The sequence below is a fragment of the Microbacterium sp. Soil_N32 genome (genome assembly GCF_057655505.1).
Window position 1 is genome coordinate 143,968 of record NZ_JBDGME010000019.1, and the last position, 21,026, is coordinate 164,993.

A 21,026-nucleotide genomic window follows, 5' to 3' on the forward strand; every position below is an offset into this window, starting at 1 on the left:
CGGCCCCCGGGCCCAGTAGAACCGAGCGGGGCAGGCCCGTCACAGCCGCAGTGAGAGTGGCGCGACCACCCAGAACGGGTGGCAGCGCACGCGGGGTGGTACCGCGGTCCGCACGGATCGTCCTCGCAGCAACCCACGACGACCACTGCGAGACACGATGACCTACCCGCGTTCCTCCTTCGGACCCGCCGCCGATCAGGCCGCCTCTGTGGCGCCGAGCCCCCGCTTCCCGCAGATCGAGGAGGAGATCCTCGAGTTCTGGAAGACCGACGACACCTTCCGCGCCTCCGTCGAGCAGCGCGAGGGCGCGCCCGAGTGGGTGTTCTACGACGGCCCGCCGTTCGCGAACGGACTGCCGCACTACGGCCACCTGCTCACCGGCTACGCCAAGGACGTGTTCCCGCGCTTCCAGACGATGACCGGCCACAAGGTCGACCGGGTCTTCGGCTGGGACACGCACGGTCTGCCCGCCGAACTCGAGGCGATGAAGCAGCTCGGCATCACCGAGAAGAGCGAGATCGAAGCCATGGGCATCGACGTCTTCAACGCGAAGGCCCGCAGCTCGGTGCTCGCGTACACGCGCGAGTGGGAGGACTACGTCACCCGGCAGGCCCGCTGGGTCGACTTCGAGCGCGGATACAAGACGCTCGACCTCGGGTACATGGAGAGCGTGCTCTGGGCGTTCAAGACGCTCTACGACAAGGGCCTGGCCTACGAGGGCTACCGCGTGCTGCCGTACTGCTGGCGCGACGAGACCCCGCTCAGCGCCCACGAGCTGCGCATGGACGACGACGTCTACCAGATGCGTCAGGACCCGTCGGTGACGGTGACCTTCCCCCTCACCGGCGCCAAGGCCGAGGCGCTCGGACTCACCGCGGTGCGGGCCCTCGCCTGGACCACGACGCCGTGGACCCTCCCCACGAACCTCGCGCTCGCCGTGGGGCCCGACATCGACTACGTCGTCGTTCCCGCGGGGCCGAACGGCGCGGCCGACGTGCATCAGGCCGCCGGCAGCGAGGACGCCGCCGTCGAGGCGTCCGCGCACCGCTACCTGCTCGCCCGCGAACTGCTCGGCGGCTACGCCAAGGACCTCGGATACGACAGTGCCGAGGAGGCGCTCGCCGCCGTGCAGGCCACCGTGCGCGGCTCGGAGCTGCAGGACGTCACCTACGACCGTCTGTTCGACTACTACGCGGATGCCGAGACCTGGGGCACCGAGAACGCCTGGCGCATCCTCGTCGACGACTACGTCACGGTCGGCGACGGCACCGGAATCGTGCATCAGGCCCCGGCCTACGGTGAGGACGACCAGCGCGTCGCCGGCGCCGCGGGCATCCCCACGATCCTGTCGCTCGACGACGGCGGGCGCTTCCTCCCGACCGTGACCGACGTCGCCGGCGAGCTGTGGATGGAGGCGAACACGCCGCTCGTGCGGATCATCCGCGACGGGGGCCGCCTCGTGCGGCTGCAGAGCTACGAGCACTCCTACCCGCACTGCTGGCGGTGCCGGAACCCCCTCATCTACAAGGCCGTGTCGAGCTGGTTCATCCGGGTGACCGATATCAAGGACGACCTGCTCGCGAACAACGAGCAGATCACCTGGGTCCCGGAGAACGTCAAGCACGGCCAGTTCGGCAAGTGGCTGGAGGGCGCGCGCGACTGGTCGATCAGCCGCAACCGCTACTGGGGTTCCCCCATCCCGATCTGGAAGAGCGACGACCCCGAGTACCCGCGCGTCGACGCCTACGGCTCGCTGGAGGAGCTGGAGCGCGACTTCGGCACGCTGCCGCGCAACCCGGAGGGCGAGGTCGATCTGCACCGCCCGTACATCGACGACCTCACCCGCCCGAACCCCGACGACCCCACCGGCAAGAGCACGATGCGCCGCATCGAGGACGTGTTCGACGTCTGGTTTGACTCGGGGTCGATGCCCTACGCGCAGGTGCACTACCCGTTCGAGAACCAGGAGTGGTTCGACTCGCACGCCCCCGCCGACTTCATCGTCGAGTACATCGGGCAGACGCGCGGCTGGTTCTACGTCATGCACGTGCTGTCGACGGCGCTGTTCGACCGCCCCGCCTTCACCGGGGTGAGCTGCCACGGCATCGTGCTCGGCAGCGACGGTTACAAGATGTCGAAGTCGCTGCGCAACTACCCCGACGTCTCGGAGGTGCTCGACCGCGACGGGTCCGACGCGATGCGCTGGTTCCTCATGTCGAGCTCGGTCCTCCGCGGCGGCAACCTCGCCGTCACCGAGGAGGGCATCCGCTCCGGCGTGCGCGAGTTCCTGCTGCCGCTCTGGAACTCCTGGTACTTCTTCGCGACGTACGCGAACGCGTCGGGGTCGGACGGGTACGAGGCGTCATGGCGCACGGACTCGACCGATGTGCTCGACCGCTACATCCTCGCCCGTCTCGGTGACCTCGTGCGCGAGGTGCGCGCCGACCTCGAGGGGCTCGACTCGACCACGGCATCGTCCCGTCTGCGCGACTTCGCCGAGGTGCTCACCAACTGGTACATCCGTCGTTCGCGGGACCGGTTCTGGGTGGGCGTCACCGACGATCCGAAGAGCCGCGAGGCGTTCGACACGCTCTACACGGTGCTCGAGACGCTCACCCGCGTCGCGGCTCCGCTTGTACCGCTCGTCAGCGAGCGCGTCTGGCAGGGGCTGACGGGCGGCCGCAGCGTGCACCTGCAGGACTGGCCGGACGACGCCGCGTTCCCGCACGCCGACGAGATCCGCGACGCGATGGATGCGGTGCGCGAGCTGTCGAGCGTGGGCAACGCGCTGCGCAAGAAGGAGAAGCTGCGCGTGCGTCTGCCTCTGGCGAGGCTCACCGTGGTGTCGCCGATGGCCGCGTCACTGGGACAGTTCGAGGACATCCTGCGCGAGGAGCTGAACGTGAAGGCGGTCGAGCTCGTGGCCGTCACCGACACGACGGCCGCCGACTACGGCATCGACCACCGACTCAGTGTCAACGCTCGCGCCGCTGGTCCCCGCCTGGGCAAGGACGTGCAGAAGGCGATTCAGGCGGCGCGCAACGGCGACTGGAGCGAGAGTGACGGGGTCGTGACGGCGGGCGGCATCGCGCTCGAGCCGGCCGAGTACGAGCTGGTCCTCGAGACGACGGGCCGGCCGGAGGGCGAGGCGCTCGCGATCGTGCCGACGGGCGGCTTCGTGCTGCTCGACACCCGGACGACACCGGAGCTGGAGGCCGAGGGCCTGGCCCGCGACGTCATCCGCGCCGTGCAGGAGACGCGCAAGAACGCCGGCTTCGACGTGAGCGACCGGATCCGCCTGTGGCTCAAGTTCGAGAGCGTCGACGATGCGGCCGCCGTGGCATCCGCCTTCGACACCGCCGACGTCGCGGGGGAGACCCTCGCCGTCGAGCACGCCCTGCTGCGCGGCGACGCGGCGCTGCAGGACGCGGAGTTCACCGCCGAGATCGCGAAGGGCACGTACGCGAATCGCGACGCCTTCACGATCGCGGTCAGCCGGATCGGAGGAGCCGAATGAGCGCGCGCGACAGGGCTGATGCCGTCTACGAGACCTTGCTCGCACGGGCGGGGGAGCGGTGGGTCCAGCCTCGCAAGGAGCGCACCGCGCGCATCCTCGCGTTCCTCGACGACCCGCAGCGCACCTACCGTGTCGTGCACATCACCGGCACGAACGGCAAGACCTCCACGGCGCGGATGATCGAGAGTCTGCTGCGCGCCCACGGGCTGCGCACCGGACTGTTCACGAGCCCCCACCTGGAGCGTTTCACGGAGCGCATCATGATCGACGGCGAGCCGATCGCCGACGAGGCCGTGGCGGACGCCTGGGACGAGATCGAGCCGTTCGTCGGGATCGTCGATGCCGAGCTGGAGGCCGCAGGGGAGGAGCCGCTCACGTTCTTCGAGCTGCTCACGGTGCTGGCCTTCGTGGCGGTCGCCGATGCGCCGGTCGACGTGCTCGTGCTCGAGGTGGGCATGGGGGGCGAGTGGGACTCGACGAACACCGCCGACGGTGACGTGGCGGTCTTCGCCCCCATTGACATCGACCACGCCGACCGCCTGGGTAGCACGATCGCCGAGATCGCGCGCGTGAAGGCCGGGATCATCAAGGACGGCGCGGCCGTGGTGTCGGCCCAGCAGCCGGCCGAGGCGGTGGAGGTGCTGCGCGCGGCCGTGGCCGAGCGCGGTGCCACGATCGCCTTCGACGGCGAGGACTTCGGTCTCGCCGAGCAGAAGCTCGCGGTCGGCGGGCAGCTGCTGACGATCCGCGGACTCGCCGGGAACTACGTCGAGGAGTACCTGCCGCTCTACGGTGCGCACCAGGGGCACAACGCCGCCCTCGCCGTCGCGGCCGTGGAGTCGCTCATCGGCGGCGGCGGCCAGCGCATCGCGGACGACATCATGTCGGAGGGCCTGCAGGGCGCGACCTCGCCCGGTCGGCTGCAGCTCGTGGGCATCGCCCCGACCGTCGTCGTGGATGCCGCGCACAACCCGCACGGCGCCGCCGCCCTCGCCCAGGCGCTCGACGACAGCTTCGACTTCGACGAGTGGGGCCTCGTGCTCGGCATCCTCGCCGACAAGGACGCCGCCGGCATCGTCGAGCGGCTCGCGCCGGCCGCCGCGCACGTCTTCGCCACCGCACCGGACTCGGACCGCGCCAGCGATGCCGACGCGATCGCCGACCTCGTCGAGCAGGCGGGACAGCGAGCGACCGTGCATCCCTCGCTCGCGGATGCCGCCGACGCGGCCCGCGAATGGGCGGCCTCGAACGATCGCCGCGCCGTCGTGATCGCGGGCTCCGTCGTGCTCGCCGGTGAGGCGATCGCGCTCGCGGAGGACGAGGACTGGAAGTCGGGATGGCGCGCGTGAGTGCCGCGGGCGGCGCGCCGCGCCGTGCCCGCGCCCCGCGCACCCTGACGCAGAAACTCGCGCCGGTCGTGCTGGGCTTCGAGGCGATCGTCGTCTTCCTCGCCGGCCTGACGATCTTCGGACTGCGTTCGCTTCCCGAGGAGGTGCCGCAGTGGTGGGGGATCGTCGGCGGGAGCGTCGTGGGACTCGCCTGCATCGTGGTGGCCGGTCTGATCACCCGCCCCTGGGCGATCAACGCCGGATGGACCATCCAGGCCATCGTGGCGCTGTCGGCGTTCTTCGTTCCCGCCATCCTGCTCGTCGCCCTGATTTTCGGCGGCATGTGGGCGTATGCGACCATCATGGGGGCCCGGTTGGATGCACGACGCCCCGCCGAGCCCTCGACCGAGACTCAGACAGAGAGTGAATGACATGGCCACCGAAGAAACCCTCGTCCTCGTCAAGCCCGACGGTGTGGCACGCGGCCTCACCGGCGCGATCCTCGCCCGCATCGAGGCGAAGGGCTACGCGCTCGTCGACATCCGCCTCGTCGACCCCGACCGCGACCTGCTCGCCGCGCATTACGCCGAGCACGCCGGCAAGCCGTTCTACGAGCCCCTGATCGAGTTCATGCTCTCGGGGCCCTCCGTGGCGATCCGTCTCGCGGGCAACCGCGTGATCGAGGGTTTCCGCTCGCTCGCCGGCACGACCGACCCGACCACCGCTGCCCCGGGCACCATCCGCGGCGACTTCGGTCGCGACTGGGGTCTCAAGGTGCAGCAGAACCTGGTGCACGGCTCGGACAGCCCCGAGTCGGCCGCGCGCGAGCTCGGCATCTGGTTCGGCTGAGCTCCTCTGACGACGAGAGCCCGCCCCTTCCTCCTGGGGGCGGGCTCTCGTCGTGTCGGCGCTCCGCCGACCTAGCCGAAGACGATGCGGGCCATCTCGCCCAGGAAGTCGATGCCCTTCGTCTGTGCCATGACGACGATGATCGCGTAGGCGACGATCGTGGCGAGCGGGACCCAGACCATGAGCTTGTCTGCACGCGCCTGCGCCTTCTCCGACGACGTGAACGTGCCGTTGCGCGTGAGGTGGAGCATCGTGGCGAAGAACGTCGGGATGGTCACCGCCCAGGTCACCATGCACCACGGGCACAGCACGATCAGGTCGTAGATGCTCTGCGAGATGAGCCAGCAGACGAAGCCGAACGCGAACGTGATGCCGACGCCGAAGAGTGCCCAGAACCAGCGCGCGAAGCGGGCCCCGGCGAGGAGCGCGACGCCGACCACCAGAGGGGCCATCCAGCCGGTGAGGCCGAGCAGGGGGTTCGGGAAGCCGAAGACCTCGCCCTGCCACGACCCGAGGTTCTTGCCGCACTGGATGAACGCGCTGAGGTCGCAGGAGAGCGCCGCGTCGGGGTCTTGCAGCAGGGCGAACTTCTCGACCGTGAGCTGGAAGGCGGCGAACCATCCGATCACGCTCGCGATGATCAACCAGACGGCGTAGACGACGGGGCGGGGGCGCTGCTCGCTCATCTGGGGATTATCTCAGTGACGGCTATGGATGCGACGAGAACGGGCCGGAGAAAAGCGCGCGAGCAATGCGGATGCCGCAATCAGGGCCCTTTGGTGCGATAATGACCTGTGATGCGGTGCCCGGCCCAGCCGGGACGCGCATCGACGCAGACTTCGGGGCCCATGCCCCTCGCGACCAGAGCCACGAGCCGGCCGCACTTCGAATGAGTTCGCGGCACCCGCGGGTGCTGCACGAGATTTCACGGAGCACCCTCGGTGCACGTGCAGGGAGTACGCCAGAGATGGCCGATGAGAACAATGACAACAACGCCCCTACTCTCGACTTCCCGGCGGACGCCGCGGAAGAGCTGACGGAGCACACGGCTCCCGAGGCCGGGTCGGACGAATCCGAAGGGACGACCGACGCCGCCGTGCCGGAGGCCCTGCCGCAGGACGACGGCGCGTCGGCGGGGGAGCCTGCATCGGCGGAGGAGCCCGTGTCGGCAGAGGAGTCTGTACCGGCCGAGGATCCTGCGTCGGCCGGGGAGCCCGTGTCGGCGGAGGAGCCCGCGTCGGCGGAGGAGCCCGCCCCGGCCGAGGAGCAGTCCGCGAAGGCTGAGAAGGCCGCCAAGACCGAGAAGCCCGCGGCGGAGTCCGAGCCGGCGAAGCCCGCACCGGTCACCGCCGTCTCGCTGGGTCTGCTGCCCGAGGTCTTCGTGTCGCAGGTGTCGACCAGGCTGCACTTCTACGCACCCGAGATCGTGCCGCTGCCGGCGCGACCGGGACGCGACTCCGCCCCCGCGGATCGCGAATTCGACGACAGCGAAGGCGGCCGTCGCGGTCGTCGTCGTCGCGGCGGTCAGGACGCCGATGAGCCGCGCGAGCAGCGCGAGCCCCGTCAGCGCCAGCGCGTGGTCGAGTACATCACCGAGCCCAAGGCCATCAAGGGGTCGACCCGCCTCGAGGCCAAGAAGCAGCGCCGCCGCGATGGCCGCGATGCCGGTCGCCGTCGCCCCGTCGTCACCGAGGCAGAGTTCCTCGCGCGCCGCGAGTCGGTCGACCGCAAGATGGTCGTGCGCTCGAAGAACGGCCGCACGCAGATCGGCGTCCTCGAGGACGGCGTGCTCGTAGAGCACTACGTCGCCCGCAACCAGGACGCGTCGCTCATCGGCAACGTGTACCTCGGCCGCGTGCAGAACGTGCTGCCCAGCATGGAGGCCGCCTTCGTCGACATCGGACGAGGCCGCAACGCCGTGCTCTACTCGGGCGAGGTCGATTGGGACGGCGTCGAGACCGGCAACCAGCCGCGCCGCATCGAGCTGGCGCTCAAGCCCGGCGACCGTGTTCTCGTGCAGGTCACGAAGGACCCCGTCGGCCACAAGGGTGCCCGTCTGACGAGCCAGATCTCGCTCCCCGGCCGTTACCTCGTCTACGTGCCCGGCGGGTCGATGAACGGCATCAGCCGCAAGCTCCCCGACAACGAGCGGGCCCGACTGAAGCGCATCCTCAAGGAGGTGCTGCCGGAGTCGTCCGGTGTCATCGTGCGCACGGCCGCAGAGGGCGCCACCGAGGATCAGCTCACCCGCGACGTGCAGCGCCTCACCGCGCAATGGGAGCACATCCGCACGCAGGTCGAGACGCAGCAGGCGCCGGCGCTGCTGCACGCGGAGCCCGATCTGCTGGTGAAGATCGTCCGCGACGTCTTCAACGAGGACTTCACGAAGATGCTCATCCAGGGCGAGGACTCGCAGCGGACGATCCGCGCGTACCTCGAGGGCGTTGCGCCGGACCTGCTGGAGCGCGTCGAGGCCTACGAGGACGAGACCGATCCCTTCGACGCGTTCCGCATCACCGAGCAGATCGAGAAGGCTCTGGACCGCAAGGTGTGGCTGCCCTCGGGCGGCTCGCTGGTCATCGACCGCACCGAGGCCATGACCGTGGTCGACGTCAACACCGGCAAGTTCGTCGGCTCGGGCGGCAACCTCGAAGAGACCGTCACGAAGAACAACCTCGAAGCAGCCGAGGAGATCGTCCGTCAGCTGCGCCTGCGCGACATCGGCGGCATCATCGTCGTCGACTTCATCGACATGGTGCTCGAGTCGAACCGCGACCTCGTGCTGCGCCGCCTGATCGAGTGCCTCAGCCGCGACCGCACCAAGCACCAGGTCGCCGAGGTCACCTCGCTCGGACTCGTGCAGATGACCCGCAAGAAGCTCGGCCTCGGCCTGCTCGAGACGTTCAGCGAAGCGTGCGAGGTCTGCGCCGGTCGGGGTGTGATCGTGCACCACGATCCGGTCGTCAAGCACCGCTCCAACGGGAACGGGAACGGCAACGGGAACGGCAACGGAGGACGTCGCCAGCGCGGCGGGAACCAGAACCAGAACCAGAGCAGTGCGCCTGCGGCGCCCGTGACGCACAGCATCCCCGAGGGGGCGAAGTCCGCGCTCGCGCAGATCGCCGCCTCCACCCGTGGCCAGACGGAGGATGCGCCGGCCGAGGCACCCGTCGTCGACACCGCCGCTCCGGCCGACGCGCCCGAGCGCGCCAAGAAACCGCGCAAGAAGCGCGGGGGAGAGCGCAAGAGCGCGCCGCGCAGCCCCGCCGAGCAACTGCTGGACTCCGTCCTCGACGCGCTGCCCGAGCCGAAAGCGCCCGGTCAGGGCCGCGGGCGGCGTCGGGTGAGCACGGCGGCCCTCACCGGGACTCCGGTGTCGGTGAACGGCGAGTCGTCAGCGCCGGTCGCGCCCGCGAACCCGGAGTCCTGAGGCGATTAGCCGCCGCGTGAGCTCTTTGCCGCCCACGCGGCGGGCGCCGTCGGCCACGAGCCGGTCGATGCTCTCTTCGGGGACGTCGTAGTGATCGCGGTCGAAGGCGCGGGCCGGCAGGTCGTTGCGGCGGGCGAACGCGTGCAGCTCCTCGAGGCTCTCGTCGCTCACGAGGTGCGCCCACAGCCGTCCGTGGGCGGGCCAGACGGGGTCGTCGACGAGAACGGTCACCCCGCCAGCCTAGAACGCGGCGCGCCGCCCGGCTCGCTTTGCGAGGAGCGGCGGCATCCGGTAAAGTAGTCCCTTGGTGCGTAAGCCGCGTCGACCTCGTCGGCCGAAGCGGAAAGTCTTGCCTTCGCACCCGCCGCCCCGCGGTGCATGCAAGCAACAGTCTTCCCGTGAGATTCTCGGAGCCTCGAGCTCCCCAACGAAACAGGTATGAAGTGGTTTACGCAGTAGTGCGCGCCGGTGGGCGGCAGGAGAAGGTCGAGGTCGGCACGATCGTTCAGCTCGACCGTGTTCAGGCTGCCTCGGGCGAGAAGATCGAGCTGCCCGCCGTGCTGCTCGTCGACGGCACCTCAGTGACCACCGACGCCGACGCTCTGGCGAAGGTCAAGGTCACGGCTGAGGTCATCGGCAACCTCCGCGGCCCGAAGATCGTCATCCAGAAGTACAAGAACAAGACCGGCTACAAGAAGCGTCAGGGCCACCGCCAGGAGCTCACGCGCGTCAAGATCACCGGCATCAAGTAAGACCGAGGAGACCAGGACATGGCACACAAAAAGGGCGCGAGCTCGACCCGTAACGGTCGTGACTCCAACGCACAGCGACTGGGCGTCAAGCGCTTCGGCGGCCAGCAGGTCAACGCTGGCGAGATCATCGTCCGTCAGCGCGGCACGCACTTCCACCCCGGTGTGAACGTCGGCCGTGGCGGCGACGACACGCTGTTCGCCCTCGCTGCCGGCGCCGTGCAGTTCGGTGCGAAGGGCGGCCGCAAGGTCGTCAACATCGTCGCTGCGGGCGAGTAACACTCGCACAGCACACGACTTCCGGACGGGGCGGGCTTCGGCTCGCCCCGTCCGTGTATCTGCCCTCCGGCACCGGAGGGCGGGAAGCTTCAATCAAGGAGACCGAGACATGGTCACGTTCGTCGACACCGTGACGCTGCATCTGCGTGCAGGTAAGGGCGGCAACGGATGCGTCTCGGTGCACCGCGAGAAGTTCAAGCCCCTCGGCGGCCCCGACGGCGGTAACGGCGGAGACGGCGGAGACATCGTGCTCGTCGCCGACACGCAGACCGGCACGCTGCTGTCGTACCACCACTCGCCGCACCGGTCATCGCCGAACGGCGGCTTCGGCATGGGCGACCACCGTTCGGGATACGCGGGCGAGACGCTCGAGCTCCCCGTGCCCGTGGGCACGGTCGTGAAGACGCCCGAGGGCGAGGTGCTCGTCGACATGATCGAGCCCGGCCAGCGATTCGTCGTCGCGCAGGGCGGGCAGGGCGGTCTCGGCAACGCGGCTCTCGCGACGCCCAAGCGCAAAGCCCCGGGCTTCGCGCTGCTCGGCACCCCCGGGTTCGAGGGCGACGTGGTGCTCGAGCTCAAGACCGTGGCCGACGTCGCGCTCGTGGGGTACCCCTCCGCCGGCAAGTCGAGCCTCATCGGTGCGATCTCGGCGGCGCGGCCGAAGATCGCCGATTACCCCTTCACGACCCTGCATCCGAACCTCGGCGTCGTACAGGCCGGCGATGCGCGCTACACCGTCGCCGACGTCCCCGGCCTCATCGAGGGTGCGAGCGAGGGTCGCGGTCTCGGGCTCGAGTTCCTGCGGCACGTCGAGCGATGCTCGGCGCTGCTGCACGTGCTCGACTGCGCCACGCTGGAGCCGGGACGCGACCCGATCTCCGACCTCGATGTCATCCTCGCCGAGCTGGCGGCCTACGAAGTGCCGGAGGGCCAGACGCCCTTGCTGGAGCGCCCGCAGCTCGTCGCTCTGAACAAGGTCGACGTGCCCGAGGCGCGCGACCTCGCCGAGCTGGTGCGCCCCGAGCTCGAGGAGCGCGGGTTCCGGGTGTTCGAGATCTCCACCGTCTCGCACGAGGGACTGCGCCCGCTGACCTTCGCGCTCGGGGAGATCGTCGAGAAGCATCGGGCCGAGCAGGCCGCCGACGAGACGCCGCGCGAGCGTGTCGTCATCCGCCCCCGCGGGTCGAAGAAGGAGTTCACGATCCGCGTCGAGGGCGGCACGTACGGCAACGTGTACCGCATCATCGGGGAGAAGCCCGTGCGCTGGGTGCAGCAGACCGACTTCCAGAACGAGGAGGCCGTCGGGTATCTGGCGGACCGGCTCGAGAAGCTTGGCGTCGAGGACGAGTTGTTCCGTCTCGGAGCCGTCCAGGGTTCCACGGTCGTCATCGGCGAGGGTGACAGCATCGTCTTCGACTGGGAGCCGACCATGACCTCCGCCGCGGAGCTCATGACGGCGCCGCGAGGCACCGACCCGCGTCTCGCCCCGAACTCGCGACGGACCACGTCCGAGCGCCGCGAGCACTACTACGAGCGCATGGATGCCAAGGCAGCGGCTCGGGCCGAAGCAGAGGAGCGCCGTCTCGCCACCCGCGAGGACGACGAGTGACCACGCGCTCGCGCGCCGATCTCGCGACCGCGTCCCGCATCGTCGTGAAGGTGGGTTCGTCGTCGATCAGCGGCGATGCGGCATGGCGCATCCCGGTGATCGTCGAGGCGCTCGCACAAGCGCACGCCCGCGGCGCCGAGGTGGTGCTCGTCTCCTCCGGAGCGATCGCCTCCGGCATCCCGTTCCTGCGCCTCGATCAGCGACCGACCGACCTCGCAACGCAGCAGGCCGCGGCCGCGGTGGGGCAGAACATCCTCGTCTACCGGTATCAGGAGGCGCTGCGCCCCTTCGACATCGTGGCGGGACAGGTGCTGCTCACGACGGGCGACCTCGAGAATCCGACCTCGCGCAGCAACGCCCGCCGTGCGATGGAGCGTCTGCTCGGACTGCGCGTGCTGCCGATCGTGAACGAGAACGACACAGTCGCGACGCAGGAGATCCGCTTCGGCGACAACGACCGGCTCGGGGCTCTCGTCGCCCAGCTCATCGAGGCCGACGCCCTCGTGCTGCTCAGCGACATCGAATCGCTCTACACCAAGCCGCCGTCCGATCCCTCGGCGCAGCCGCTCGACGTGATCGCCGCGGACGCCGACCTCGGCGGTCTGGAGTTCGGGGCCACGGTCGTCAACGGCGTCGGCACCGGCGGTGCCGCCACGAAGGTCTCGGCCGCGCGTCTGGCCGCCGCATCCGGTATCGGCGTGCTCGTGACGAGCGCCGATCTGGTGGGTCGGGCACTGGCCGGCGAGAGCATCGGAACGTGGTTCGAACCCGCACTCTGAGGGCGCGCACGCGCCTCTAGACTGGGCGGATGACCGACCAGACCCCGCAGGCGCGCCTGGAGCGCGCGAAGGACGCCTCCCGTGCGACGGCGGCCCTCACGAGCGCCGACAAGGCCCGCGTGCTCGAGGCGATCGCCGCCGGTCTCGAGCGCGGCGCTGAACGCGTCATCGCGGCCAACGCGGTGGACATCGAGCGCGGACGGGAGAACGCGATCGGCGAGTCGCTGATCGACCGGCTGCGTCTCGACGAGAAGCGCGTGGCCGCCCTCGCCGCCGCCGTGCGCGAGGTGGCGGCGCTTCCCGACCCGGTCGGGCGCGTGGTCGGCGGGCATCGCATGCCCAACGGCGTTGTGCTCGAGCAGGTCAGGGTTCCCTTCGGCGTCGTCGGCGCGATCTACGAGGCCCGGCCCAACGTGACCGTCGACATCGCGGCCCTGGCGCTCCGTTCCGGCAACGCCGCGGTGCTGCGCGGCGGCAGCGCGGCCCGGGAGTCCAACACGGTGCTGGTCGAGGTCATGCGCGAGGCCCTCGTCGCGGCGGGGGTGACCCCGGAGGCGATCCAGACCGTCGACGACTTCGGCCGCGAGGGGGCCACGGCGCTCATGCAGGGCCGCGGCTACATCGACGTGCTCGTGCCGCGGGGGAGCGCCGGCCTCATCGAGACCGTGGTGACGCAGTCGACCGTGCCCGTGATCGAGACCGGCGCCGGCAACGTGCACATCTTCCTCGACGAGTCGGCTCCCGACGATTGGGCGACGAACATCGTCATGAACGCGAAGGTGCAGCGGCCGAGCGTGTGCAACGCGGTCGAGACGGTGCTCGTGCACCGCCAGGCCGCGCCGCGCCTGGTGCCCTTGATCGCCAGCGAGCTGCAGAGCGAAGGCGTTGCGATCCACGGCGACGACATGGTGGTCGGCCTCGTCGCGAGCGTCATCCCCGCCACCGAAGAGGATTGGAAGACGGAGTACCTCGGTCTGGAGATCGCGATCAAGGTGGTCGACTCGCTCGACGACGCCCTCGACCACATCCGCCGCTACAGCACGGGGCACACCGAATCGATCGTCTCGACGGATGCCCGCAGCATCGAGCGCTTCCTCGCCGAGGTCGACTCCGCGGTGGTGATGGCCAACGCCTCGACCCGCTTCACCGACGGGGCCGAGTTCGGATTCGGAGCCGAGGTCGGCATCTCGACGCAGAAGCTGCACGCCCGCGGCCCGATGGGCCTCTCGGAGCTCACCAGCACGAAGTGGCTGGCGCGTGGGTCGGGGCAGACGCGCGGCTGAGGGCTAGACTGGGAAGCGCTGCACCGAGTCAGGTCACGAAACGGAGAAACGATGAATCTCATCGCACAGGTCGCGATGGCTGCCGCCGAAACCGAGCACCACGGCAACGTGGCCCTCGAAACGCTGATCTTCGGCGTGATCGCGGCGATCGTCTTCGCGTTCCTCGGCTTCGTGACGCTGTCGTACCGCCACGTCGCCAACCGTCACTCCGCCAAGGCGGATGCCTGGGCCGCGAAGCACGGCAAGGACGGCCACGAGGCGGCAGGGCACGGCCACTAAGGCACCATGGAGACCGCGACCTCGCGCGCTCCGCGCATCGGCGTGATGGGCGGGACCTTCGACCCGATCCACCACGGGCACCTGGTCGCGGCGAGCGAGGTGGCGCACTCCTTCGATCTCGACGAGGTCGTCTTCGTCCCCACGGGGCGGCCGTGGCAGAAGTCCGACGTCACCCCCAGCGAGCATCGCTACCTGATGACGGTGATCGCGACCGCCTCCAACCCCCGGTTCACCGTGAGCCGCGTGGACGTCGACCGGGCCGGACCCACCTACACGATCGACACGCTGCGCGATCTGAAACGCGAGCGGCCCGACGCCGAGCTCTTCTTCATCTCGGGCGCCGATGCCGTGGCGCAGATTCTCAGTTGGAGAGACCATGATGAACTGTGGGAGTTGGCCCACTTCGTCGCGGTCTCGCGGCCAGGACACGTCCTGAGCACCGACGGCCTCCCGAGCGACAACGTGAGCCAGCTCGAGGTGCCGGCCCTGTCGATCTCGTCGACCGCATGCCGGGAGAGGGTCCGGGAGGATCAACCGGTGTGGTACCTCGTCCCCGACGGGGTCGTCCAGTACATCGCGAAGCATCATCTGTATCGGAGCAAGGCATGAGTACATCGGATCAGCAGGGGAACGGTCCGCTGACGCGCAAGCAGTTGCGAGAGGCGCGGCAGACCGGCGCAACCCCGGTGATCACCGACGAGATGGCCGCCGCTGCGCAGGAGCCCGTCGCGGAACCGGCAGCGGTCGAGACGACCGACGCATTCTCGCCCGGTGACGAGAATGCCCGCGCTGCCGACATCGACCGCGCGTCCTCCGACGACGACGGCGCCGCCGCCGAAGACGAAGCCGCCGCGGCGAAGACCCCGGCGGGCCATGACGCGCCCGGGGTGGCACCGCTGACCCGCCGCCAGGCGCGCGAGCAGGAGCGCATCCGCACGGCGTCGGTCCCGGTCGTCGACGCGACCGAGCAGGAGCAGCCCGCGGTCGTCTCCGAGGTGCCCACCTTCGCGGCGCCGACGTCGACGAACGGCGCGACCGGCGGCGCCGAGGCGGCCGATGACATCGACCACGACATCGACGACGACACCGACGACGACGCCGACGAGCAGCTGATCGCGACCCCGGTCAGTGCCTCGGACGCCGCGACGGCGTCGCGCGAGACGCCGGTCGAGGCGGTCCTCGTCGAGGGATCCGCATCGACCGCCGACGACGCGGTCGCCGAGGACGCCGGTGCCGCCGACACGGACGAAGACACCGCGGACGTGGTCGAGGAGCTCGGCTTCGAGACGGCCGAGACCGACGATCTGGTCGAGGCGGGGGATGACGACGACGAGCCCCTCGCCGAGGGCGAGACGCCGGTCGTCAACCCGGCATTCGGCGAGGCGGTCCTCGAGCAGGAGCGTCCCTCCTTCACGCCGTCGTTCGACGACCTGATCGCCTCGGGCGACTCGACCGGTTCGCACACCGCGCCCAACGCGCTGATCTTCACCCCGTCGCCCGGCGAGGGCTCGCTCTCGGGCCCCGTGGCATCCACGGGCGAGATCCTCGTCACCGGATCGTACGAACTTCCCCGTGGCCTCGGATCGCAGGGTCATGCCCACGGCGTCGCCGACGGCAAGGACGTCGATGCCGTGCTCATCGACGGCGAACTGGCAGCGGCGTCGTCGCCCACGCCGATCGCCGCCAGCTCCGCGGTGAGCACCATCAAGCCCGCCGGAGAGATCATCCGGCCCCCCGCGCCCGAGAAGGGCAACCGACTCATGCTGGTCCTGGCGATCGTCGCCGGCGGCCTGGCGCTCGCTCTCGCCGTCGCCCTCGGGGTGGCCTTCACCACGAATGTGTTCTGATGCAATCACCTGAAACCGCCGACCGCATGCTCCAGATCGCGGCGGCCGCAGCCGTCTCCAAGGGCGGTGAGGACCTCGTCGCCCTGAACGTGTCGGAGCCGCTGCCGCTCGTCGACATCTTCCTGCTCGTCACCGGAAACAGCGAGCGCAACGTCGCCGCGATCGCCGACGAGGTCGAGGACCGCCTGATCGAGGCCGGGCACAAGCGCGTCCGCCGCGAGGGCCGCGCCGAGGCCCGCTGGGTGCTGCTCGACTTCGGCGACCTGATCGTGCACGTCTTCCACCAGGAGGAGCGGGTGTACTACGGCCTGGAGCGCCTCTGGAAGGACTGCCCCGTCGTGCCGATCGATGTGCCGGAGACCGTCGCGGGGGAGTGAGCCGCGCGGGCGGTCCCCGTCCGGTCACGCCGTGAGGCGGGTGCGTCGTTGCAGCATCCCGCGCTCGGCGCGCGTCTGCGGAGGGATCGCCGACAGCAGCGACCGCGTGTACTCATGCTGCGGGTCGCGGTAGACCGCCTCCGTCTCGCCGACCTCGACCATGTCGCCGTGGTACATGACGGCGACCCGGTCGGCGATGTGCCGCACGAGCGACAGATCGTGCGCGATGAAGACGATCGACATGCCCAGACGTGCGCGCAGGTCGCACAGCAGGTCGATGATCTGGGCTCGGATCGACACGTCGAGCGCCGACACCGGCTCGTCGCAGACCAGCACGTCGGGGTCGAGCGCGAGCGCACGTGCGATGCCGATGCGCTGACGCTGCCCGCCGGAGAACTGGTGGGGGAAGCGCGATCCCATCTCCGGGGTCAGCCCGACCAGTTCGAGCAGCTCGGCGACGCGCGCGCGCCGGCTCGCGGGGGTGCCCGAGCGGGTGGCGGCGAGCGGTTCGGCGATGATCTGCTGCACCGTCATCCGGGGGTTCAGCGACATATACGGGTCTTGGAAGACCATCTGCACACCGCGTCGAAGAACCCTGCGGTCCTTCAGCCGCCCGCGCGTGACGTCCTGGTCGCGGTAACGGAGCGTCCCGGCGTCGGGGGAGTCCAGCCCGACGAGCATCCGGGCCAGCGTCGACTTGCCGCTGCCGGACTCGCCGACGACGGCGAGGATCTCGCCGCGTCGGAGCGCGAGGTCGACGCCGGCCACGGCCGCGACGCGATGCGCGCGACGGCCGGAACCCGAACGGAACGTGCGCTCCAGGCCCCGACCCTCGAGGATGGGTGCTTCGCCCTCGGCCTCGACGGCGGCGCTGACATCGCGAGGGAGGGAGTTCAGCAGCTGCAGGGTGTACGGATGCTGGGGGTCGGTGAGCACCGCATCGGCGCTTCCCGCCTCGACGATCCGCCCGGCGCGCATGACGGCGACCTGGTCGGCGACCTCCATGACCACGCCCAGGTCGTGCGTGATGAGCAGCACGCCCATGCCGAGGCGATCGCGCAGCGAGAGCAGCAGGTCGAGGATCTGGGCCTGCACGGTGACGTCGAGGGCGGTCGTCGGCTCGTCCGCGATGACGAGGTCGGGTTCGAGCGCGATCGCCATCGCGATGAGGATGCGCTGGCGCTGCCCGCCCGAGAACTGATGCGGGTAGTCGTGCACGCGTTTCTCGGGGCTGGGGATGCCCACCAGCGTCAGCAGCTCGACCGCCCGCGCCTCGGCGGCGCGCCTCGTCGACGAACGATGCGCGCGGATGAGGTCGATGATCTGATCGCCGATGCTCAACACCGGGTTGAGGGCGGAGAGGGCGTCCTGCATCACGAGGCTCACCTGCACGCCGCGCAGACGACGGTGCTCCTCGGCGGAGAGTTCGAGAAGGTCCACGCCGTTGAGCGACAGCCGTGCCGCGTCGACATCGTCTTTCGCCAGCAGCCCCATGACGGCGCGGGCGGTCATCGACTTGCCCGACCCGGACTCGCCGAGCAGGGCGAAGACCTCGCCGCGGTGGACCGCGAGGTCGATGCCGTCGACCACGCGGTTGCGGCGGCCGTCGGACGAGAGCGTCACGGTGAGGCCCTGCACGTCGAGGACGGGAGCGGGATCGGTGGCGGGCGTGTTCTCCATAGACGCCATCATGCCAGCAAATCTCTCTGAATTGTTTCGAACAAGAAACATCTCAGCCGAAAATCATCACAACAGTTGACGTTCGCGCCGAAATCTGTGAGATTCGAGGAACTCTCCCGCCGACGGCCGGCGGAGTCACCTCACCACCGAGACGAAGGAGCGCATCCGTGCTCGAACCAGCAGACCGTTACACCGGGTACACCGCCTACGAGTACCTGGAGGCAGGCAAGGACTACCGCGAGTTCCGCTACGCGGCGCAGATCGGTCGCGTGCCGGCCTACCAGGGCCTCGAGCTCAGCGACGCGCAGAAGGAGCGCACCGAGCGCCTGCTGCGGGAGGAGACCGTGATCTCCCTCCACGAGCACGTCCAGGTCTTCCCCGAGGACATGGGCGAGCTGCGCGACCACATCCGCCAGGGTCGCGAACCCACCGGCTACCAGGGACTCTCGCGCTCGGGTCTGACGGCGGTCTTCGACAACGGCATGGACGGCACCTGCTGCATCTCGAGCGACGCGGGCTGGAAATACCAGGACGTGCTGTTCGACCTGGGCGTGCGAATGGCCGACCTCGCACATCAGGACTTCGTCATCAAGGCCGAGTCGATCAAGGACATCCGTCACGCGGCCGAGACGGGGCGCGTCGCGCACATCTTCGCGCTCGAGGCGGCGACGATGATCGAGAACGAGGTCGACCGGCTGGACGTGCTCTACGGGTTCGGCGTGCGGCAGATGGGTATCGCCTACTCCGAGGCGAACATGCTCGGCGGCGGGCTCAAGGAGCGCGGCGACGGCGGTCTGACCTACTTCGGCGAGCGCGCCGTCGAGCGCATGAACAAGCTCGGCATCGCGATCGACATCTCGCACTCGGGGGACCAGACCTGTCTGGACGTGATCCGGCACTCGAAGGTCCCGGTGTTCATCACGCACGCCGGCGCGCGCGGCCTGTGGCCGACGAACCGCATGAAGACCGACGAGACCATCATCGAGTGCGCGAAGCGCGGCGGCGTGATCGGCATCGAGGCCGCGCCGCACACGACCATCTCGCCGCAGCACCCGAAGCACTCCCTCGATTCGGTCATGGACCACTTCCAGTACTGCGTCGACCTCGTCGGCCTGGAGCACGTGAGCTTCGGACCCGACACCCTGTTCGGCGATCACGTCGGTCTGCACGACGCGTTCTCGTCGAACCTCTCGCTCGGCCAGGCCCACGCCAACGTCGAGTACGAGAAGCAGCCGTACGTCGACGGGATCGAGAACCCCGCCGAGGCCTTCTACAACATCATCGGCTGGCTCGTGAAGCACGACTACTCCGACGACGAGATCCGCGCGGTCGTCGGCGGCAACACCATGCGCGTCCTCGAGGAGGTCTGGGTCTGATGAAGAACAGCAGGTATCTCGCACTCGGCGCCGCCGCTGCGCTCGCGGTCGGTCTCGTCGCGTGCGCTCCCACGGCGCCCGAGCCGGGGGAGTCGGGCGGCAGCGCCGGTCCGAGCGACGAGACGCTCAGCATCGGCACGACGACCGACGTGGTGAACTTCAACCCGGTGCTGGGCAACAGCCGCACCGACTCGTGGATCACCAACCTCATGTATCCGCATCTCCTCAGCATCGGAGACGACGGCACGAAGGAGGAGCACGTCGCCACCGACTGGGGCTACGTCGACGACACCACCGGGTTCTACGAGATCCGCGACGACCTCACCTGGAGCGACGGCGAGCCGCTGACCGCCGAGGACGTGGCCTGGACCCTGAACGCGGTCAAGCGCGACCAGGCGCCCGGCACGTTCTACGGCCAGCTCGGCAACCTCGACACCGCCACCGCGGTCTCCGACACCCGTGTGGAGCTCACGCTGACCCAGCCCGACTCGTCGATCGTCGAGGAGATCGGATTCTGGGGCGTGGTGGTGCCGCAGCACGTGTTCGAGCCCCAGGGGTCGATCGCCGAGTTCGCGAACGACGGCAGCGACGGCGGATGGGTCGGGATGGGGCCGTTCATCCTCAGCGATTTCCAGGTCGGTCAGCACTACACGCTCGAGCGCGTCGAGGACTATCCGCTCGTCGAGGGCGGCGTGCCCGGTCCCGCCGAAGTCGTGTACCGGGTGTACCCCGACGTGAACACCGAGATCCTCGCGCTGCAGAGCGGTGAGATCGACGTGATCGCGAACGCCCTGCCGCCCGCGCAGGTCGAGCAGCTGCGCAGCAGCGACGGTCTGCAGGTGATCGAGGCCGCTGGGCTGGGCTACGCCCACCTGGTGTACAACATGGAGAAGCCGGATCTCGCGAAGACCGAGGTGCGTCAGGCGCTGGCCCACGCGGTGGACTACGAGGCGATCCGCACGGTCGTGCTGCAGGGCCAGGCCGTGTCGACCGGCTCCAGCGCTCTCATGCCGGTGCTCGCGAAGTACTACGACGACTCCGTCACCGAGTACGAGTTCGACCCCGAGAAGTCGCGCGAGCTCATGGAGGAGGCCGGGTACACGGCGAATGCCGACGGGATGTTCCCCGTGTCGTTCCGCCTCATCTACTCGCTGCAGGACAGCGTGACGAGCCAGTGGGCGCAGATGGTGAAGGACAGCGCGGCCGAGGCCGGCATCTCCATCGAGCTGCAGGGCACCGAGCGCAACACGTACCTGTCGATGACGAGCGAGGGCGACTACGACATCTACGCCGGCAACTTCGCCATCATGGACGACCCGGTGACGAACTTCGCCCTGTCGTACCTGCCCGGCGGGGCGATCAACTACACGCACGTCGACGACCCCGAGCTGAACGCCCTGATCGAGGAGGGCATGGTCACCTTCGACGAGGACGACAAGATCGAGATCATGCGCGAGGCGAACAAGATCGTGCACGAGCAGGTCTACGACAACATCATGTACACGCAGAACCTGTTCTTCGCCGCCAGCGACGAATGGGCCGGCTTCATCTCGAAGCCGAGCGAGCTGCTCTCGATCGTGAACCCGCTCTCCCTGGCGAGCGCGTACCCGGCCGAGTAAACCGCCCACTCTCGAGGAAGGTCGC

19 protein-coding genes are annotated in these 21,026 nt (G+C 69.4%); 16 read left to right on the forward strand and 3 right to left on the reverse strand.

All coding sequences use genetic code 11. The annotated features are described in order from the left end of the window. Window positions 1–157 precede the first annotated feature (157 nt). Genes ileS through ndk form a run of 4 tightly spaced genes read left to right on the forward strand, consistent with a single transcriptional unit; the run spans window position 158 to window position 5,694 of the window. Window positions 158–3,517 (forward strand): isoleucine--tRNA ligase, encoded by a 3,360-nt coding sequence (ileS, locus tag AC3A3J_RS08735; protein WP_487671909.1) that lies wholly within the window; start codon window positions 158–160, stop codon window positions 3,515–3,517. Further along, window positions 3,514–4,866: a bifunctional folylpolyglutamate synthase/dihydrofolate synthase gene (locus tag AC3A3J_RS08740; protein WP_487671910.1), complete on the forward strand. Its 1,353-nt coding sequence runs from the start codon at window positions 3,514–3,516 to the stop codon at window positions 4,864–4,866. Before ileS ends, AC3A3J_RS08740 begins: the two co-directional genes overlap by 4 nt. After that, window positions 4,854–5,276, forward strand: coding sequence for a DUF4233 domain-containing protein (locus AC3A3J_RS08745; RefSeq protein ID WP_487671911.1), 423 nt, complete (start codon window positions 4,854–4,856; stop codon window positions 5,274–5,276). Before AC3A3J_RS08740 ends, AC3A3J_RS08745 begins: the two co-directional genes overlap by 13 nt. A gap of 1 nt (window position 5,277) precedes the next feature. Beyond that, window positions 5,278–5,694 carry a nucleoside-diphosphate kinase gene (ndk, locus tag AC3A3J_RS08750; protein ID WP_314647947.1) on the forward strand — a complete coding sequence of 139 codons (417 nt, stop codon included), beginning with the start codon at window positions 5,278–5,280 and terminating at the stop codon, window positions 5,692–5,694. Window positions 5,695–5,765: 71 nt separating this feature from the next. Here the strand turns inward: ndk and AC3A3J_RS08755 are convergent, their stop codons facing one another. Then, complete coding sequence (locus AC3A3J_RS08755) at window positions 5,766–6,380, reverse strand: vitamin K epoxide reductase family protein (protein WP_487671912.1); 615 nt, start codon at window positions 6,378–6,380, stop codon at window positions 5,766–5,768. A 281-nt stretch (window positions 6,381–6,661) separates the two neighbouring features. Here AC3A3J_RS08755 and AC3A3J_RS08760 point away from each other — a divergent pair, with 281 nt between their 5' ends. Then, the gene (locus AC3A3J_RS08760; RefSeq protein WP_487671913.1) at window positions 6,662–9,124 is read left to right on the forward strand and encodes an Rne/Rng family ribonuclease; all 2,463 of its coding nucleotides are present in this window, start codon (window positions 6,662–6,664) and stop codon (window positions 9,122–9,124) included. Here AC3A3J_RS08760 and AC3A3J_RS08765 read toward each other — a convergent pair. Beyond that, complete coding sequence (locus tag AC3A3J_RS08765) at window positions 9,089–9,355, reverse strand: DUF4031 domain-containing protein (protein ID WP_487671914.1); 267 nt, start codon at window positions 9,353–9,355, stop codon at window positions 9,089–9,091. The genes AC3A3J_RS08760 and AC3A3J_RS08765 overlap by 36 nt on opposite strands. A gap of 212 nt (window positions 9,356–9,567) precedes the next feature. Here AC3A3J_RS08765 and rplU point away from each other — a divergent pair, with 212 nt between their 5' ends. From rplU to rsfS, 9 genes are all read left to right on the forward strand, one after another. Further along, complete coding sequence (gene rplU, locus AC3A3J_RS08770; protein WP_487671915.1) at window positions 9,568–9,876, forward strand: 50S ribosomal protein L21; 309 nt, start codon at window positions 9,568–9,570, stop codon at window positions 9,874–9,876. Window positions 9,877–9,894: 18 nt separating this feature from the next. Beyond that, window positions 9,895–10,152 (forward strand): 50S ribosomal protein L27, encoded by a 258-nt coding sequence (rpmA, locus tag AC3A3J_RS08775; protein WP_314647941.1) that lies wholly within the window; start codon window positions 9,895–9,897, stop codon window positions 10,150–10,152. A 109-nt stretch (window positions 10,153–10,261) separates the two neighbouring features. After that, window positions 10,262–11,761 carry a GTPase ObgE gene (obgE, locus tag AC3A3J_RS08780; RefSeq protein ID WP_487671916.1) on the forward strand — a complete coding sequence of 500 codons (1,500 nt, stop codon included), beginning with the start codon at window positions 10,262–10,264 and terminating at the stop codon, window positions 11,759–11,761. Next, window positions 11,758–12,540 (forward strand): glutamate 5-kinase, encoded by a 783-nt coding sequence (proB, locus tag AC3A3J_RS08785; RefSeq protein ID WP_487671917.1) that lies wholly within the window; start codon window positions 11,758–11,760, stop codon window positions 12,538–12,540. Before obgE ends, proB begins: the two co-directional genes overlap by 4 nt. Window positions 12,541–12,569: 29 nt before the next feature. Continuing rightward, window positions 12,570–13,823: a glutamate-5-semialdehyde dehydrogenase gene (locus AC3A3J_RS08790; RefSeq protein WP_487671918.1), complete on the forward strand. Its 1,254-nt coding sequence runs from the start codon at window positions 12,570–12,572 to the stop codon at window positions 13,821–13,823. A gap of 51 nt (window positions 13,824–13,874) precedes the next feature. After that, complete coding sequence (locus AC3A3J_RS08795) at window positions 13,875–14,102, forward strand: hypothetical protein (protein WP_487671919.1); 228 nt, start codon at window positions 13,875–13,877, stop codon at window positions 14,100–14,102. 6 nt (window positions 14,103–14,108) lie between these two features. Continuing rightward, window positions 14,109–14,711 (forward strand): nicotinate-nucleotide adenylyltransferase, encoded by a 603-nt coding sequence (gene nadD, locus AC3A3J_RS08800; RefSeq protein ID WP_487671920.1) that lies wholly within the window; start codon window positions 14,109–14,111, stop codon window positions 14,709–14,711. Continuing rightward, window positions 14,708–15,949, forward strand: a complete 1,242-nt coding sequence (locus tag AC3A3J_RS08805; protein ID WP_487671921.1) for a hypothetical protein — start codon at window positions 14,708–14,710, stop codon at window positions 15,947–15,949. The genes nadD and AC3A3J_RS08805 overlap by 4 nt, the downstream gene beginning before the upstream one ends. Further along, window positions 15,949–16,326, forward strand: a complete 378-nt coding sequence (gene rsfS / locus AC3A3J_RS08810) for a ribosome silencing factor (protein WP_487671922.1) — start codon at window positions 15,949–15,951, stop codon at window positions 16,324–16,326. The genes AC3A3J_RS08805 and rsfS overlap by 1 nt, the downstream gene beginning before the upstream one ends. A gap of 24 nt (window positions 16,327–16,350) precedes the next feature. Here rsfS and AC3A3J_RS08815 read toward each other — a convergent pair whose 3' ends face one another. After that, window positions 16,351–18,006 carry a dipeptide ABC transporter ATP-binding protein gene (locus tag AC3A3J_RS08815; protein ID WP_487671923.1) on the reverse strand — a complete coding sequence of 552 codons (1,656 nt, stop codon included), beginning with the start codon at window positions 18,004–18,006 and terminating at the stop codon, window positions 16,351–16,353. A gap of 167 nt (window positions 18,007–18,173) precedes the next feature. On the opposite strand from AC3A3J_RS08815, the gene AC3A3J_RS08820 reads away from it, so the two are divergent. Together AC3A3J_RS08820 and AC3A3J_RS08825 are read left to right on the forward strand one after the other, a co-directional pair. Next, entirely contained in the window at window positions 18,174–19,382 is a 1,209-nt protein-coding gene (locus AC3A3J_RS08820; RefSeq protein WP_487671924.1) for a dipeptidase, read from the forward strand. After that, a complete protein-coding gene (locus tag AC3A3J_RS08825) occupies window positions 19,382–21,001 on the forward strand; it encodes an ABC transporter substrate-binding protein (RefSeq protein ID WP_487671925.1) in 1,620 nt (539 codons plus the stop codon). The genes AC3A3J_RS08820 and AC3A3J_RS08825 overlap by 1 nt, the downstream gene beginning before the upstream one ends. Window positions 21,002–21,026: the final 25 nt, after the last annotated feature.

Coding starts and splice junctions, on each gene's coding strand:
- AC3A3J_RS08740 (WP_487671910.1), top strand. CDS start 3,514: ATGAGCGCGCGCGACAGGGCTGATGCCGTCTACGAGACCTTGCTCGCA.
- AC3A3J_RS08790 (WP_487671918.1), top strand. CDS start 12,570: ATGACCGACCAGACCCCGCAGGCGCGCCTGGAGCGCGCGAAGGACGCC.
- AC3A3J_RS08805 (WP_487671921.1), top strand. CDS start 14,708: ATGAGTACATCGGATCAGCAGGGGAACGGTCCGCTGACGCGCAAGCAG.
- ileS (WP_487671909.1), top strand. CDS start 158: ATGACCTACCCGCGTTCCTCCTTCGGACCCGCCGCCGATCAGGCCGCC.
- rpmA (WP_314647941.1), top strand. CDS start 9,895: ATGGCACACAAAAAGGGCGCGAGCTCGACCCGTAACGGTCGTGACTCC.
- obgE (WP_487671916.1), top strand. CDS start 10,262: ATGGTCACGTTCGTCGACACCGTGACGCTGCATCTGCGTGCAGGTAAG.
- AC3A3J_RS08815 (WP_487671923.1), bottom strand. CDS start 18,006: ATGGAGAACACGCCCGCCACCGATCCCGCTCCCGTCCTCGACGTGCAG.
- AC3A3J_RS08825 (WP_487671925.1), top strand. CDS start 19,382: ATGAAGAACAGCAGGTATCTCGCACTCGGCGCCGCCGCTGCGCTCGCG.
- AC3A3J_RS08745 (WP_487671911.1), top strand. CDS start 4,854: ATGGCGCGCGTGAGTGCCGCGGGCGGCGCGCCGCGCCGTGCCCGCGCC.
- AC3A3J_RS08755 (WP_487671912.1), bottom strand. CDS start 6,380: ATGAGCGAGCAGCGCCCCCGCCCCGTCGTCTACGCCGTCTGGTTGATC.
- ndk (WP_314647947.1), top strand. CDS start 5,278: ATGGCCACCGAAGAAACCCTCGTCCTCGTCAAGCCCGACGGTGTGGCA.
- AC3A3J_RS08760 (WP_487671913.1), top strand. CDS start 6,662: ATGGCCGATGAGAACAATGACAACAACGCCCCTACTCTCGACTTCCCG.
- AC3A3J_RS08795 (WP_487671919.1), top strand. CDS start 13,875: ATGAATCTCATCGCACAGGTCGCGATGGCTGCCGCCGAAACCGAGCAC.
- nadD (WP_487671920.1), top strand. CDS start 14,109: ATGGAGACCGCGACCTCGCGCGCTCCGCGCATCGGCGTGATGGGCGGG.
- rsfS (WP_487671922.1), top strand. CDS start 15,949: ATGCAATCACCTGAAACCGCCGACCGCATGCTCCAGATCGCGGCGGCC.